The sequence below is a fragment of the Oceanisphaera sediminis genome (assembly GCF_039539745.1).
Taxonomy (GTDB): domain Bacteria; phylum Pseudomonadota; class Gammaproteobacteria; order Enterobacterales; family Aeromonadaceae; genus Oceanimonas; species Oceanimonas sediminis.
This window is the reverse complement of the sequence record NZ_BAABDS010000031.1, coordinates 12,873-28,603: the sequence shown is the minus strand read 5'-3', so window position 1 is coordinate 28,603 and position 15,731 is coordinate 12,873. Positions and strand designations below refer to the sequence as shown.

Genomic DNA, 15,731 nt, shown 5'->3' with positions numbered 1-15,731 from the left:
TAACAAAAGAGAAAATCTACCATGTCTGCCTATTTTTTTGGGGATCCCTCAGCGCCTTCGCGGGAATGACAAAAGAGAACCTGCAGAAATGACAAGAGCTCAGCAGCCTCACCTGCTCGCCTGAGCCAGCGTTTTCGGGTAATCTGACGCCGTTCAGAAAACCTCTTTATTTTTATATTTTTTAATACCAAGGAACAACGGATTGACGGTTAAACAACGCCAGGTGTTTTATATTCACGGATTTGACCCCCGTGGGGCCGCTCACTATCATCGCCTTTACCGTACCCAGTCGGCTCAACAAGCCTCGGTAAACGGACTTGATATCACCGTATCGCGCCGCCAACGACGCTCGGCGCACTGTCACCACTGGCAGTTGAGTACGTCACAGACGCAAACCGACTACTGCTATCTGGGCTGGGATGACATTATTCGCCGTCACTGGGCCAGGGGTTGGCCCGCCATCTTGGGGGATCTGCTCTGCTTCTTGTGGGCCTATGTCTTCTCGGGCCGTTTCATCAGCTTTGCCCGCGCCTCTGGCAAGCAGCTGCTGGCCGGCTTTTATCCGGCCCTGTACCTAATGCTGAGCCTGGCACTCAGCGCCAGGGCCGCCATTACGCTGTGCGAGCTATTTCCCTGGCAAAAACTGCCTGCATCGGCACAAATCCCCCTGCAGGCAGCACTGATACTGCCGACATTCTGTTTACTGATGCAAGGCTGCAAACGTCTGGGCGACAAGTTGGCGGTGTTCTGGCTGCTGCGTATCTATGCATTTTCGGCCAAGTGGGCCGACAAGCAAATTCCCCAGTTAAACGAACGCACCGAGCGCTTCGCCAACCACATCGTCAAGGCCATACAGGACCCAAACAACGACGAAGTGGTGATCATCGCCCACAGTGTGGGCACCATGATGGTGGTGCCGACCCTGGCCAGAGCCCTGTCCGCCCTGCCCGACGGCCATGCCTTTGCCAACCAGCGAGTGGTGCTCATTACTCTGGGCCACTGCATACCCCTGGTCAGCTTTCAGCCCGGCGCCCATGACTTTAGAGCCGCACTTGAACAACTGGGGCAAGACCCGCGTCTGTTGTGGCTGGACTACACGGCCCCTACCGACGGCGCCTGTTTTCCGCTGCTCGACCCCCTCACTTCCTGCGGCCTGACCCGTGCGCCACACGCCGGCCCCCGGTTGTTGTCGCCGCGCTTTTTTACCCTGTACCACCCGGCCCGTTACAAAACGCTGCGCCGCGCCTGGTATACCATGCATTTTTTATATTTAATGGCCACCGACAAACCCGGCCCATACGACTTCTTCGCCTTTACCGCCGGACCCCGGCCCGTTGCACGCCATATAGAGGAAAACAAAGCCGTAAGCTAAAGCGTGCGTAGGGTCGACTTATTTTAGGTAAGAGTATTCGACCAAAACCATGGCTCGGCCTTAAAACGGTCGAATAAATTCGACCCTACATATGATTCAGCGTATCGCGATGTTTTCTCGCTGACAGCTGCCCGAAGGGCTCATTTTGATATAAAGGAGCAGTCATGACCTGTCCGGTGTTTCCCAAACCCGCGAAGAGCAAAGCCTCGTTGTGGAAGGTGTTTTTCACCAAGCGTCATTCCTGGCTGGATGCCCTGTACGAGCGCAGCTACGGCATGAAAATGGGCGAATTCAAACTACCGGGGCTACGGCTCTATATGGTGAACCAGCCCGAGCTGGTGCGCAAAATCATGGTGCAGGATGTAAATAATTTTCCCAAAAACCGCCTGCTGGGCGAGATCCTCGAGCCGCTGCTGGGCGAAAGTATCTTCACCACCAATGGCGAACAATGGCAAAAACAGCGCAACATGCTGGATCCGGCCTTCAAACACACTCGGGTACAACAGGTTTTCGGGCTGATGCAGGCGGCGGTGTCGGACATGTCGGAGCGGCTAACGCAGCATCAGCCGGGGCAGGATATTGATCCGGAAATGACCTTTGTTACCGCCGACATCATCTTTCGTACCATCATGTCGACCGAGCTGGCGCCCGAGCAGGCACACCGTATTCTGGATGCCTTTACGCACTTTCAGGCCGAATCGCCCAAACTGGCGCTGCTCAAAATGTTTCGCGTTCCCGGTGTTATTCAACGGGGATTGAGCGAGCGAAAACGGCTCAAATCTGCCCAGGAAATACGCGGCACCATAGAAGAGATTGTTCGCCCCCGCTACCAACAGGCCGAGGCCGCCCGCGCCGGCTGCCCGCAAAGCCGGGCGGCGTTGGAGCAGCAACAAGACATACTCTCTTCATTGCTGCAGGCCATAGACGCCGAAACTGGCCAGCCGTTCTCGTTCAGTGAAATAGTGGACCAGATCTCCATGCTGTTTTTGGCCGGGCACGAAACCTCGGCCAGCGCCCTGACCTGGTCGTTATATCTGCTGGCTTTGTATCCGGACATTCAGGAGCAAGCCCACCAGGAGGTGACCGGCGTGCTGGCCGAGCACCCCATGAGTGTGGAAGCGCTGCGCAAGATGATACTGGTGCGGGATATTTTTCGCGAAGCGCTGCGGCTGTATCCGCCGGTGGGCTTTTTATCCCGCGAATGCAGCCATGCCACCGAAATGCGCGACAAAAAAATGCCGGCAGGCTCCTCGGTGATGATCTCGCCCTGGCTGATCCACCGCCATCAGGATTTTTGGGATAACCCTCACGGCTTTGACCCCGGCCGCTTTACCAGCAAAAACCTGAAAACGCCGCTCAGCAAATCCTACCTGCCCTTTGGTGCCGGACCACGGGTGTGTATTGGCGCCGCCTTTGCCCAGCAAGAGGCCAGCCTGATCCTGGCTACCATACTCAGGGATTACCGTTTTACCCTGGCCGACGACTTTGTACCCGAGCCGGTCGGCCGGCTGACCATTCGCTCGCAAAACGGCATGCAACTGATTTTGACCCCAAGAGAAGCAACCATATGAAAGAACGACTCGCCGGTTTTATCCTGATGTGCGCCGTGGTGCCACTGGCCATTATTGGTTACCTGATTATCTGCTACGTCGGTTTTATCGGCCGGGTAGAACGGGGCCGCAGCGGTGTACGCGCCCTGGATCATTTTGTGAATGCCTCGGTCTTAAACGGCTACGCCTGGGAGTCGGTCTCGTCCCACGCCTGGCGCGAACGCGACAACAAGCAATGGGCCAGATTCGTGATCTGGCTGACCAACAAATTCCAGCAGGATCACTGCAAACGCGCCAACAAGCGCGAGCAACCCCTGATTGACCTGATGCTGCAAAAAGGCCTGCACAAGCAAACCATTAAATAACAGCCCTGCTGTAAGCCAAAACCCAGCTGTAAGCCGTAAGCTTTCAGCTTTCAGCTTTAAGTTAAAGACAAACACTATGGCTGTAGAGTCGGTGTTGTATCTGTGTGCCAAGCGTTTTTTGTGGGTTTTCGCCAGCTAAAGCGGCGCCTACAGTATGGTCAGACATCGGGGTTGTGTTTTTGTAGCCGGCGCTTCAGCTGCCGGATCAAACGACGCCGACTCATCAGACATAACGCGGTGCTGCCGCTGACCTTGTACACAATTTTTAATTATTCCGACATACCAATTATGCTACTATGCCGCGCAGAGCGCACCGCCATAAAATAACAACATCAGACACGGATATCTCATGCAATCGGTATTACTACTGCAAGGACCACTCGGGCCTTTTTTTCAGAACTTTTCGCAGTTTTTAATTGATCAGGGAATCCGGGTTCATAAAATCAATTTCAATGGCGGCGACAACTGCTGGCCCTGCAAGGGCAATAATACCCATTACACCGGCACCCTGCCCGAATGGCGCCATTTTCTGGACGGTTATATAACCACCCATTCTATAGATACCGTATTCTGTTATAGCGACTGTCGTGAATATCATGCCGTTGCCCGCCATTTTTGCCTGAACCATAACATCCGCTTTTTTGTGTTTGAAGAAGGCTACCTGCGGCCGCATTACATTACGCTGGAGCAAAATGGCGTAAACGCCCACAGCACCTGGTATGGCAAACTGGCAAGCCAGCTGCCGAACAGCAGCACAACACACCCCAAACACCAGTTTGATATCAAGCCCAATTTCAAGCGCCGCATTTACTACGCCATGCGCTATTACCTTTCTTTGCAACTGGGCAAGCTTCGGTTCAGGCATTATGTTCACCACCGTCACCGCCCCGCCTGGAAAGAAGGCATTGCCTGGTTAAAAGGCTGGTATACCAAATATATTCACAGCGCCCACGACAAAGGCTTGCAACAGCAGCTAATTGATCACCATTCCGGCCATATTCATCTGGTACCTTTGCAGGTGGCGGACGACTTTCAGATTCGAACCCACTCGCCGTTTACCGACGTGGCCGACTCCATTCGGCACATTGTGGCCTCATTTGCAGCCTGCGCGCCTAAAAACGACGTGCTGCTGTTCAAGCATCATCCCATGGACCGGGGTTACACCAACTACACCCAACTGATTAAGCTACAGGCGAAAGAGCTGGGCATTGGTGACCGGGTATTTTACGGCTTTGAATTGTCACTGCCCCACCTTTATCACCACTGCAAGGGGGTGGTTACGGTAAACAGCACCGTTGGGCTGTCTGCCCTGTTTCACCATGTGCCCACCATTACCCTGGGCAAGGCGCTGTATGATATTCCGGGCCTCACCAGTCAATGCCCGCTGGCTACCTTTTGGCGGGCACCACAACCGGTAAATGTAACGTTATTCAAGCAGCTAAGAACATTTTTGCTGCAGCATACCCAATTGAATGGCAGTTTTTACTGCGAGCCGGAAAAAACCTGTATGTACATATGGCAACACTTGCAGCACAAAGCCGTACCGGCCATCAATACCGCCCCTCGGTTTGTACCAGAGCACACCGCAGCCCCTCCACTCCAGGGCCATAACACAAAGAAAAAAGTGGCATAACCGTAACAACGATCCGGCTCGGCCACTTATCATCCACTTAAACGGCCAACTATCGAAATAACAAGGGCGTAATGTTAATATCGCCCGATTTTAAAATTTAACGCCTTGCGATTTGCAACCGCGTTTTACATGGAGCGAGTGAAACCAGCAGATTGGGGGCTGTAACCTAAGGGCGGTAGCGTGCCTTTTTAACAGGTAAATACTGTCTTTAAAGTCAGAAAATCCGTTTTTCTCATCTTTTGCTATTCCCTTGATATCTCTTACAGCTTCATTTTCCATAACGTTACTCGCCCAGACACCGAAAGAGCGCACTATTCCATGCAGTTATCCAGCAAAAATTTACTTCTTCCCCTGGTGGTGCTGAGCATCATTAGCGGCTGTGCCAGCCAGCAACAGGGCACCCATGGCGCGCAACAAGCAATAAACAATAGCGAACTCAACCAATATCTGAGTAGCGCTACCGCCAACGCCGCCGTATTGGCAAGCAGCCCCTGGGGCCCCAAGGTACAGATAATGGCCGGCCAGCCTTACTTTGCCGCCAGCGGCCGCACCTGCCGCAAACTGCAGGTAAGCCAGCCCAACGGCAACACCCAACACCAAATCGCCTGCAAAGCCGACACCGGCAACTGGACCCTCACCCGGCCGGTAACCCAACTGCTGACCCCATAGCCGGGCCTGTAGCTGCCGCTTCAGCTGGCAGTCCCTGCGAAGCAGGGATTTAGAACCAACAGACAACGCCATATCTGCAGAATCGGCGCCGTTTGCCCCGGCAGCTAAAGCGCCGACAACTTGATGCGCACAAACACAACGCAGCCCTCACACCTCACTGTGTTTGTCTTTAACTCAAAGCTGACGGCTTATAGCTTACAGCTGCTTTTAAGATTCCGAGAACAAGTCATGTCCTTAAAAAAACTCGCCCTCCCTTTCGGCTTACTCGCAATGTTAGCGGGCCAGGGCCCGACCCAGGCACAGCTGATTGGCACCAGCGCCGGTGATCTGCCGGCCGAACAAAACAGCCGCTTCAACGAACCTTCCGCCGCCGATGCCGCCAGCCAAAATACCAACGCCAACTGGCAAAGTGGCCGCTACGGCCCGGTAGACGGCCAGCCAACCAGCACCAGTGAACTGCCCAGCTTTGGCAGCCACTTGTTCTCTGGCGGTTTTAGAGGCGTGCGCGCCGACGGCCTGAACCCGGACTACGTGATCACCCCCGGCGACCAGGTGACCCTGCGGGTATGGGGCGCAATAGACATAGACCGCGTATTGCCGGTAGACGCCCAGGGCAATATATTTATCCCCGGCGTGGGCCCCATCAAGGTGCAAGGCATAAAACACGGCCAGCTGGATGCTCGCGTGCGCAGCGCCGTTAACTCCATTTATTCCAACAACGTGCAGGTATACACCAACCTGCAGGGCGTGCAGCCGGTATCTGTATTCGTTACCGGTTACGTGCAAAGCCCGGGCCGTTTTGCCGGCACCCCGAACGACTCGCTATTGTATTTTCTGGATCAGGCCGGCGGCATAGACGACGCCACCGGCAGCTATCGCCAGATAAAAGTGATCCGCAACGGTCGCCCCCTGGCCACCGCCGATTTGTACGACTTTTTAATAGACGGCACCCTGCCCCGGCCGCAATTCAAAGACGGCGACACCATAGTGGTGGCCGAACGTGGCCCCACCGTGACCGTGGAAGGTGATGTAGCCCGCCCCTACCGCTACGAGCTGACACCCGGCGCCATGACCGGCCGCGACATACAACAACTGGCTCGGTTAAAATCCAACGTTACCCATGTACTGCTGCGCGGCGCCCGCAATGCCGGCCCCATCTCACGTTATGTGGCACTCAACGAATTCAGTCAACAAACACTTAACAGCGGCGATCAGGTGGTATTCAGCAGCGACATGCGCGACAACACCATAGTGGTGCAGCTGGAGGGTAGCTATTACGGCCCCTCCCGCTTTGCCCTGCCGCGTGACGCTCGCCTGCATGAACTGCTGAACGCCATTGTCGTGCCCCAGAATATGACCGACACCAGCAGCATTTCGCTCAAACGCGTCAGCGTGGCCGAGCGGCAGCAACAAGCACTGGATGAAAGCCTGGCTCGGCTGGAAACCACCTACCTCGGCGCCTCGTCCTCCACCGCCGAAGAAGCGCAAATTCGCGTGCGCGAAGCCGAGTTGATCAGCCAGTTCATCGAACGCGCCCGCCAGGTCGAGCCCAACGGCCGCCTGGTGCTGGCCAACAACGGCACCATCAGTGATATTCGCCTGCAAGACGGCGACGTGATCACCATTCCCGAAAAGTCCGACTCCCTGTTGATCAGCGGCGAAGTACTGGTGCCCCAGTCGGTGGTGTTCAACGCCGACCGCAGCGCTAAAGACTACATAGAAGGCGCCGGTGGCTTTACCGACCAGGCCAACACCAGCCGCATTTTGGTGGTACGCCAGAATGGCGAAGTGCGTGATGCAGACGACGTCACCCTGCACCCGGGTGACGAAATTCTGGTGCTGCCCCAGGCACCGACCAAAAACCTGCAACTGGCCGGTACCATTACCCAGATCCTTTACCAGATTGCCATTGCCGCCAAAGTGGCTGTAGACCTGTAATGAGCACAATGCCAACACGTACACCCTGGCAGGTAACACGCAGCGTATGGTTTGCCATGTTCATGCGCGAGGCCGTATCGCGCACCATGGCCGACCGGTTGGGCTGGTTCTGGATGATCTTCGAGCCCATGTCGGTTATTGGCATTATGGTGTTAATTCGCGCTCAGCTCAGGGGCAGCAATCAGCTCATCATGAATGCCGATTTCATCCCCTGGATGATAACCGGCATGATGGGCTTTTTTTTAGTCCGCGAAGGCCTAACCCGCAGCCAGGGAGCCATTAGTTCTGCCCAGGCCTTGTTTGCCTACCGCCAGGTGCAACCGGTAGATACGGTGCTGGTACGCACCTATCTGGACGGCATGCTGCGTACTGTTGTGTTTGTGCTGTTTGTAATAGGCGGCCTGGGGCTGGGGCTGAATATATTCCCCGATAACGCCATTTCTGCGCTGCTGGGCTGGGCTTCACTATGGGCACTGGGGCTGGGCTTTGCCCTGGTTACGTCTGTGGGTGCCAAGCTCATCCCCGAAACCGGAAAAATCATCAATATGCTGAGCCTGCCGTTGATGATCATAAGCGGTGCCATTCTGCCGCTTAACAGCCTGCCCCACAGCATTCTTGAATATTTAATGCTTAATCCTATAGCGCACGGTCTGGAGCTGTTACGTGCCGGTTTTTTTGAGCACTACCACACAGTGCCTGGTACCAGCGCCCTGTATTTATGGGGGTGGATTCTGGGGCTGAATGCCCTGGGGCTGCTGATGCACCTGCGCTACAAAGAGCGGTTAAAAGCAAAATGATCAAAATCAGTAATCTATACAAACGCTACAACAACCGCGATGGCCGCGAGGCGCCCTGGGTACTGAAAGGTATTGACCTCACCATTCCCAAAAACGTCAGCGTGGGCCTGCTGGGCCGTAACGGCGCCGGCAAAAGCACCCTGCTACGGCTGATTGCGGGCATGGACAATCCGGAACGTGGCAGAGTAGAGCGCCACTGCCGGGTATCCTGGCCCATTGGTCTTTCCGGCGGTTTTCAAAGCTCCATGACCGGCCGGCAAAACGTAAAGTTTGTTGCCCGGGTGCATGGAGCCAGCCCTAACGTACAGCGCATTATCGATTCTGTGGAAGACTTTGCCGAGCTGGGCGCAGCATTTGACCGGCCGATAAAAACCTATTCGTCCGGCATGCGATCCCGCCTGAACTTTGGCCTTTCACTGGCCTTTGATTTTGATGTGTACCTATCTGACGAAGCCACCGCCGTAGGCGACCGAGCCTTCAAAGAGAAAGCCGCCAAGGCGTTTAAAGACAAGGTAAATCAGTCCAGCCTGATTATGGTGTCTCACTCAGAGGGCATACTCAAAGACCTGTGTCAGGCCGGCATTTACCTCAAAGGTGGCCACGCCACCTGGTATGACGACATCAACGACGCCATAGCCGCCTACCACGAAGAAACGAGCCCGAAGGGCTAAGCCCTTCGGGAGCTGTACGTCACACGCTGTACGCCGTACGTTAAAACAGACACCGACCTCTGTAGCCTTGCGCTTTAGCTGCAAGTTCTGCGAAGCAGGAGGGTTAAATTCTTTTTACGTATAGCGTACGGCGTATAACGTACCGCTATCTTTAGTTTCGTAGGGTCGAATTCATTCGACCGCTTTAGGCTTAAAGCTGACAGCGTAAAGCCGCCTTTTCGCCTTTAACTTACAGCTGACTGAGCGGCGCAGAATATCGCAGCTTTGGCTCTTACCATTGAATAATCACTTTTCGCTCTTTCTCAGCTTAATTTTTCCGTGGGTTCCGTGGATTCCGTGGCAAAAATGATTTTGGATTTTGATATTTTTATAGCTGTTCGCTTAAGGCTGACAGCTCTATTTTTCATGAATAGTTGATAATTATGAACCGCTTTATTAAAAAACAACCCCATTGGGCGCTCGCCCTTGCCGCCATTATTGCCGTCAGTTTCTACTGGTTTGCCTGGGCGGCGGATCGCTATGTATCCCGCGCTACCGTGGTGCTGGAAAGCCCGCAAATTGCCGCCCCCGAGTTCAATTTTTCCAGCCTGCTCAAAGGGGCAGGCAGCCACAGCGATCTGCTGCTGCTGCGCGAACACCTGCTTTCAACCGACATGCTCAATAAAGTACAGGCCAGGTTGCCCTTTCGCGAGCACTACAGCCAGAACGGCGACCCGCTCTCCCGCCTGTGGAATGCCGAAACACCTATAGAAGAACTGCACAAATACTATAAAAAGCGCGTGTCGGTAACGCTGGACGAATACGCCGGTGTGCTCAACATAGAAGTGCAGGCCTTTACCCCCGAATTTTCCCACAACCTGGCCCAACTACTGCTGAACGCAGGCGAAGACCATATGAACGCCATGGGCCAGCGCCTGGCAGAAGAGCAGGTAAAGTTTCTGGAGCAACAAACAGAGCGGCTGGGAGCACGGCTGGATGAAGCCCGCGGCAACTTGCTGGCATTTCAGAACGCGCATGGCCTTATCTCTCCCATTCACACAGTAGAAAGCCTCAACCAGGTGGTGGGTACGCTGGAAGGTGAACTGGCGCGCATGCAAGCTCGTTACACCGCGGCCCAGAGCTACCAAAGCGGTCGTTCGGCAGAGCTGGTGCAGATAAAGAGCGAAATCAACGCCCTGCAACAGCAAATTGGCAAAGAGCAAAACCGGCTGGCCAAAGCAACCGGCAATGCCCTCAACCAAATCTCTGCCGGTTATCAGGCACTGGAGCTTAAAGCCCAGTTTGCCCAGCAAACCTATTCCAGCGCCCTAGCAGCGCTCGAAAACACCCGTATAGAAGCCGCCCGCAAGCTCAAACAGGTAAGCGTGCTGCAAAGCCCGCTGCTGCCCGAATACGCCACTCAACCTAACCGGCTTTACAATGCCAGCGTGTTTGCCATCATCACCCTGTTTCTGGCCTTTATCGCCAATATGATGATGATGATTGTGCGTGATCACAGAGACTAACGTGGCAAACACTCACACTACTTTCACACGCTGAACAAGCAAACCACATTCATCTGGCTGCCAAAAGGATAATAAATGAACACACCTTCTCTTCACACTCTGGTGCATATTGGTGCCGGCAGCGGCAGCCAGTTGTCTCATTATGCAGAACTCAACCCTGCCAGAATCATTCTGATCGAGCCCCTGCCCGGCCTGGCTAAAGCACTACGCCAAGCTACGGCCAACATGCCCAACACCGAAGTATGGGAGCTGGCTATCAGCGCGGCAGCCAATGGCCAGCCGGCAAAGCTGACGGAATATAACCTGACCAACGCAAGCAGTCTGCACAATGCAACTGGCTTGCTGGAACTCTATCCGGGTATAAAAGTTGTGCAGCAACATCAGGTGCAAACCATTACCCCTGCAGCACTTATAGAGCGCCTGCAACTGCCTACCGAGCAGCAGCACCAGCTAGTTGTAGAAGCCAATGGCGAAGAAACCGCAATTTTACAATCTTTGGCAGAGCAGCAGTTATTAACTCTATTTAGCAGCATAGAACTAACCTTGCCGACTACTGCCTTATATAACGGTACATATAATCCTCAAGCGCTACAGAAACTGCTAGCTGCCCTTTTTTTTGAGTTAACAGCAGAAAACATCGACGACCCTGATACTTCGATATATTGCTGGCAACTTAATCCCTTAAAACTGCAAATAGCGGAGCTTAGCCAACATAACAACAACCTAAAACAGCAACTCATGAACAGTCAGGCAACTTCTGCTGAGCAACGAAAAGCCGCCAAGGCACAGCAAACCGAGCATAGAGCCGAAAAAGAGAAACTAAACGCGAACTTAGCAGAACAACACACTGCCAACGCCAGCCTAACCAAACAGTTGGCACAAGTTCAGGCTCAATATAAAAACCAAACCCAACAGCTCCAACAAAGCCGACAGCAACTCGCTGCAGTGCAAGAGCAATGTGCACAACAACAGCAAACCTTTGAAACACTGCAAGCCGAACATAAAATAGAACAAGAGCAACTTAAAGCTCAGTTGGCAGAGCAGAGTAAAAGTCTTGAACAAATAACTAAACAGCTAGCATTGGCACAAACTCAGCATAAAGAAGAAGCTGAACAACACCAACAAAGCCAGCAGCAGTTAACAAAAATGCAAGAGCAAGCCGCTCATACACAACAAACGCTTGCCAGTACCAAAGGTGAACTATCAAACACCACTGCTAGGCTGCTAAGCACCGAAGAAGAACTTAGCAAATATAAAAGCTACTTTGCCAACCGTAAACAACAGCACGAAGCCGCTGAACAGCGCATTACAGAGCTAAATCAAACTTTGGCAGAAACCACCGCTCAGCTGACTAGCCTGCGAGAGCAACTGCAAAGCCAGCAAAACAGCCACAGCAAGCTCACGGCACTTGAACAAAAAATGGAGCAACTGTTTGCCACCCAGGCCGAACAACTGGTGCGCAACACCAATGCCCTTGGCCAGCATGTAACCAAAATACATGCCAGCAGCAGCCGCCAATGGCAAGCAACCCTGGCCGTGCAACACAGCCTGCAGCATGGCGAACTGCCGCTGCAATTTGGTGAAGCCAGCATAAGCCCGGAGCTTGGCCAACATCTGGTAAGCCAGGTGCAGCGTAACAACTACGACCTGATCATCGAGTTTGGCAGTGGCACTTCAACCCTGCTATTAGCCAAGACCTTACTTAATAAAACCTTAACTAATAAAAGACTGAGCCAAGCTGCTAATCAACGAGTGCTCACTCACCATCAACAGAGCGAACCTAGCCAATTAAGTGAGTATGTCTCACCGGCAGATGCCGACTTACCAAAACGGGTGATCAGCTTCGAACACAACAAGCGTTATTACCAACAAGCGAAGCAACAGTTAGCGCAAGAAAACGTAGACCAACTCGTTGACCTTCAGCACGCGCCGCTTGTCGATTACCAAATAGCCGATGCTCTACAACAGAGCAATAGCGTACTGTTTTATGACTGCAACGATACACTCAAACAATTGGCTCAATTATTCAATGGTCGAGACGCACATATATTAGTGCTAGTTGATGGTCCATCTGCTGATCAAGAGCAGCCATTAGCACGCTACCCTGCGCTGCCTTGTGTGCTGAATCATTTATCGGCGCATCGGTTAGATGTGGTGCTAGACGATTTTCACCGCGAAGGCGAACAAGTCATAGCAGAGCAATGGCGTGCACAGCTTGCTAAGCGTGACCTAACCGTTAGCGAACAAACGCTCGAATTTGAAAAAGATGCTTTACTGCTCAACATTAACTAACACCCCTTCGGAGAGCTATACGCTATAAGCTACAAACAACACCAAAATCTAGCCAAATTGACGAAGGTCAGAATTTAGATATTAATCAGAATAAGCTCATAAAGTAATATTCAACCACATAAGTTCGGCAAGAAAACTATCAAAAAGGTTAATATGACTATGCATACTATTATTCATATCGGTGCAGGGCTGGGCACAAAACTTTCCGATTATCTTGCGACCGGTGCACAACATATAGTCTTAGTTGAACCCCTACCAAAGTTAGTACAGCAGCTACGCTTGAAGGCTAGTCAGATAGATACAGAGAAAGCCACAGCTGAAATACATATTCTTGAAGCTGCAATCACTTCTGAGCTAGAGCAGAAACAGCTGATTGAGTTTAACCTGACCCATATCAGCAGTCTGAGACCCGAAACAGGTTTGCGCCAACTGTATCCTGACCTAAAAGTCAATGCTTATCACTCAGTCAGTCTAATCACACCGAACGATCTAATCCAAAATTATGCCCCGCATGAAGGACAGCAAGCATTGCTTATAGTAGATGCACCAGGGGAAACAGCTCTTATTGTTCAGGCGCTGATAAATAGTGATCAACTTAAACTTTTTGGTCAGCTAAGTATCTCCGTACCTATAGAGCCTCTGTATCAAAACAACTCGCCTGCGCAACAATTGTTGACACAGCTAGAAAAATACGGCTACGAGTCTTGCGCAGAAGATTATTCAGATCCAAACTGGCCTGTTTTGACACTAATATATAGCCCCCTGAAAGTTCGGTTGCAGGCTAAGTTGCAAAAAAAGCACAGGCAGCTAGGTGAACAGCAAAATAAAATCAGCCAACTAGAGGCGGAAAATGAGCAGTTGAAGAAATTAAATGCAGCCACTAACAAGCGACAAGAACAGTTGGAAGAAGAGTTGAATAAGGCAGAAAAGCAATTCCAATTGTTTCACGATATGCTGCTTAGCGGTGATTTCCTATCCAATTCTCCAAGTGACATATCTAAGCAATTATTTAATTTCGATCAATCTTCGAAAATTTACAAAGGTTGAGCGAGACCGAGTCGGTCACTGCCAAGTTTCGGGTGTTACCCGACCAATATCGGCGCTCTAAACATGCTTTAGTTACACTAGATGACCTTGGTCTAAGCCCCGATGTCTATTTGTGGGTATGACAAGCTCTGCTGTGTTCAGATAAAATTTTTTAATGCCAGCTTGTTATCATGAACGGATTCACCCTTTGGGAATACTTTTCTATCGGTTGAACAAGAATAAATCCAAAGGCCAGCTCAATGATGTCTATTCAAAAAAAAAGCTTGATTTTACAACACGAAGAACGCAGTGGCTAATGGGCGACTGGTTTGGGTTAAGCTCTCTGGATCTTGCTCAAATAGAAAAACAGCCACAGCGAACTCAATTAGCTTTATATTTAGCCACAGCTCAAGCACAACTGGGTAATATACCTAGTGCTAAGCTCAGTGCTGAAACAGCTAAACATTGGGGTGTTGACAATAATACTTTGGCAAAGTTTCTACTAAGTTGCTTAAGTACCAGTCTTTCCAAGGCCGCAGCTTTGTCAGGTAATGTAGAAAAAACACACAATTTGATGAAGCAAGCTTTATGTCTGGTAGCCAGCGAAAAAGAAACCCAGATTTTAATTTCTGCAAGATTAGTTGAGCAACTGCGACAACTTGACCTTTCTACTTCAAAGTGTCCAACAGACTGGCAGCTGTTGATAAAACCACCTGCGCAACAGCTTCTACCTATGAGTAAAGCAACTTTGGAGAAAGTAAAATTAAAGAAAGCCGTGGCTTACCTAAATAAAAAACAGCCTGATATGGCTGAAGAACTATTGGTAGAAATGCTTTTAATAAATCCTGAATCTATAGCAGCTCTGCAAGAATTAGCAAAAATTAAAATGCAGCAACAAAGATGGTCGGAAGCAGAGACTTTGCACAGTCGGTTATTAAAAGCACAACCTTTAGCCATCAAGAGTGTCATTCTTAAAAGTCAGATGCTTAGAAATCAAGATCGGCTGGAAGAAGGCACTCAGCTACTTGAGCAGGCAATAAGCCTTGGGCTTTACAATACCAACCTCATACATCAACTAGCTGTAGCCTATCGTGATACTCAAAATTGGAAAATGTCAGAAAAATACATATTAAAAATATTAAAAGAAGACCCCGAGTACTCAGAATCTCAATTAAGCTTTGCGACTTTTAGCGCGGATGTGTTACGCAAACGTAAAAAAGTTCAACAAGCCTACACTCATTTGAAAAAAGCAGTCAACAAGGCACAGCTAGATAAAAAAGAAATCCCTTTAACTACAAAAGCTATCTTGGAAGAACTAAAACGAGAAAAAAAATCAGCCGAGTATTCAATCGAAGTATCCAAGCACTTCTATGACAGTATTTACGCCGAATCAGAAGAATATCAGGTTGATCCGAAAGATTCAATTTACTTACCTGTATGGAAAGAAGTGGTTGAATTCATAAAAAAACAAAATATTAAAAGTGTTTTGGATATTGGATGTGGACCTGGACAGTTTGCTCAATATATATCACGAGAAATACCCGACCTTAACTATATCGGCATTGATTATAGCCAAGTAGCAATTGATAAGGCCAAAAATAAAAACCCTAGTATAGATTTTTATACTCTTGATATCATGGAGCCAGGTGCTTTAGAAAAATTCAATGTTGAGGCATTTGTTATTCTTGAAGTACTTGAGCATATAGATAATGATTTAGAGTTACTATCGCGGCTACCAAAAGGAAAAAAAGTTATTTTTTCAGTTCCTAATTTTGATTCATTTGGACATGTAAGAGTTTTTAAAAGCCCTTCTGATGTTTATGATAGATTTTTCGACACTGTAAATATAAAAAAACTAAAGGAAATTGGGATAAAAAACAAAGCAAAAATTTATTTAAGTTACTTTTTTTAGG

General features: G+C 50.6%; 12 protein-coding genes. All 12 read left to right on the top strand.

The window, feature by feature from the left end; all coding sequences use genetic code 11:
• The first annotated feature begins 202 nt into the window (after nucleotides 1-202).
• The 12 genes from ABD827_RS10350 (at nucleotide 203) to ABD827_RS10295 (ending at nucleotide 15,730) form a co-directional block, all read left to right on the top strand.
• A complete protein-coding gene (locus ABD827_RS10350) occupies nucleotides 203-1,372 on the top strand; it encodes a hypothetical protein (protein ID WP_344964713.1) in 1,170 nt (389 codons plus the stop codon).
• A 164-nt stretch (nucleotides 1,373-1,536) separates the two neighbouring features.
• Nucleotides 1,537-2,943: a cytochrome P450 gene (locus ABD827_RS10345; protein ID WP_344964712.1), complete on the top strand. Its 1,407-nt coding sequence runs from the start codon at nucleotides 1,537-1,539 to the stop codon at nucleotides 2,941-2,943.
• Nucleotides 2,940-3,287 (top strand): hypothetical protein, encoded by a 348-nt coding sequence (locus ABD827_RS10340; protein ID WP_344964711.1) that lies wholly within the window; start codon nucleotides 2,940-2,942, stop codon nucleotides 3,285-3,287. Before ABD827_RS10345 ends, ABD827_RS10340 begins: the two co-directional genes overlap by 4 nt.
• 349 nt (nucleotides 3,288-3,636) lie before the next feature.
• Nucleotides 3,637-4,920, top strand: a complete 1,284-nt coding sequence (locus ABD827_RS10335; RefSeq protein ID WP_344964710.1) for a capsule biosynthesis protein — start codon at nucleotides 3,637-3,639, stop codon at nucleotides 4,918-4,920.
• A gap of 318 nt (nucleotides 4,921-5,238) precedes the next feature.
• Nucleotides 5,239-5,589: a DVU3141 family protein gene (locus tag ABD827_RS10330; protein WP_344964709.1), complete on the top strand. Its 351-nt coding sequence runs from the start codon at nucleotides 5,239-5,241 to the stop codon at nucleotides 5,587-5,589.
• Between the two features lie 270 nt (nucleotides 5,590-5,859).
• Nucleotides 5,860-7,527, top strand: coding sequence for a polysaccharide biosynthesis/export family protein (locus ABD827_RS10325; protein WP_344964708.1), 1,668 nt, complete (start codon nucleotides 5,860-5,862; stop codon nucleotides 7,525-7,527).
• A gap of 8 nt (nucleotides 7,528-7,535) precedes the next feature.
• Nucleotides 7,536-8,324 carry an ABC transporter permease gene (locus tag ABD827_RS10320; protein ID WP_344964707.1) on the top strand — a complete coding sequence of 263 codons (789 nt, stop codon included), beginning with the start codon at nucleotides 7,536-7,538 and terminating at the stop codon, nucleotides 8,322-8,324.
• Nucleotides 8,321-8,995: an ABC transporter ATP-binding protein gene (locus ABD827_RS10315; RefSeq protein WP_344964706.1), complete on the top strand. Its 675-nt coding sequence runs from the start codon at nucleotides 8,321-8,323 to the stop codon at nucleotides 8,993-8,995. The genes ABD827_RS10320 and ABD827_RS10315 overlap by 4 nt, the downstream gene beginning before the upstream one ends.
• 422 nt (nucleotides 8,996-9,417) lie before the next feature.
• The gene (locus ABD827_RS10310; RefSeq protein WP_344964705.1) at nucleotides 9,418-10,500 is read left to right on the top strand and encodes a KpsE/RkpR family capsule polysaccharide export protein; all 1,083 of its coding nucleotides are present in this window, start codon (nucleotides 9,418-9,420) and stop codon (nucleotides 10,498-10,500) included.
• Between the two features lie 75 nt (nucleotides 10,501-10,575).
• Nucleotides 10,576-12,792 carry a hypothetical protein gene (locus tag ABD827_RS10305; RefSeq protein ID WP_344964704.1) on the top strand — a complete coding sequence of 739 codons (2,217 nt, stop codon included), beginning with the start codon at nucleotides 10,576-10,578 and terminating at the stop codon, nucleotides 12,790-12,792.
• A 159-nt stretch (nucleotides 12,793-12,951) separates the two neighbouring features.
• Nucleotides 12,952-13,839, top strand: coding sequence for a hypothetical protein (locus ABD827_RS10300; protein WP_344964703.1), 888 nt, complete (start codon nucleotides 12,952-12,954; stop codon nucleotides 13,837-13,839).
• 187 nt (nucleotides 13,840-14,026) lie between these two features.
• Nucleotides 14,027-15,730 carry a methyltransferase gene (locus tag ABD827_RS10295; RefSeq protein WP_344964702.1) on the top strand — a complete coding sequence of 568 codons (1,704 nt, stop codon included), beginning with the start codon at nucleotides 14,027-14,029 and terminating at the stop codon, nucleotides 15,728-15,730.
• Nucleotide 15,731: the final 1 nt, after the last annotated feature.

What these genes read in the sequence shown, in the direction of transcription:
- ABD827_RS10335 (WP_344964710.1), top strand. Translation starts at nt 3,637, where the DNA reads ATGCAATCGGTATTACTACTGCAAGGACCACTCGGGCCTTTTTTTCAG.
- ABD827_RS10305 (WP_344964704.1), top strand. Translation starts at nt 10,576, where the DNA reads ATGAACACACCTTCTCTTCACACTCTGGTGCATATTGGTGCCGGCAGC.
- ABD827_RS10325 (WP_344964708.1), top strand. Translation starts at nt 5,860, where the DNA reads ATGTTAGCGGGCCAGGGCCCGACCCAGGCACAGCTGATTGGCACCAGC.
- ABD827_RS10315 (WP_344964706.1), top strand. Translation starts at nt 8,321, where the DNA reads ATGATCAAAATCAGTAATCTATACAAACGCTACAACAACCGCGATGGC.
- ABD827_RS10345 (WP_344964712.1), top strand. Translation starts at nt 1,537, where the DNA reads ATGACCTGTCCGGTGTTTCCCAAACCCGCGAAGAGCAAAGCCTCGTTG.
- ABD827_RS10340 (WP_344964711.1), top strand. Translation starts at nt 2,940, where the DNA reads ATGAAAGAACGACTCGCCGGTTTTATCCTGATGTGCGCCGTGGTGCCA.
- ABD827_RS10300 (WP_344964703.1), top strand. Translation starts at nt 12,952, where the DNA reads ATGCATACTATTATTCATATCGGTGCAGGGCTGGGCACAAAACTTTCC.
- ABD827_RS10320 (WP_344964707.1), top strand. Translation starts at nt 7,536, where the DNA reads ATGCCAACACGTACACCCTGGCAGGTAACACGCAGCGTATGGTTTGCC.
- ABD827_RS10330 (WP_344964709.1), top strand. Translation starts at nt 5,239, where the DNA reads ATGCAGTTATCCAGCAAAAATTTACTTCTTCCCCTGGTGGTGCTGAGC.
- ABD827_RS10310 (WP_344964705.1), top strand. Translation starts at nt 9,418, where the DNA reads ATGAACCGCTTTATTAAAAAACAACCCCATTGGGCGCTCGCCCTTGCC.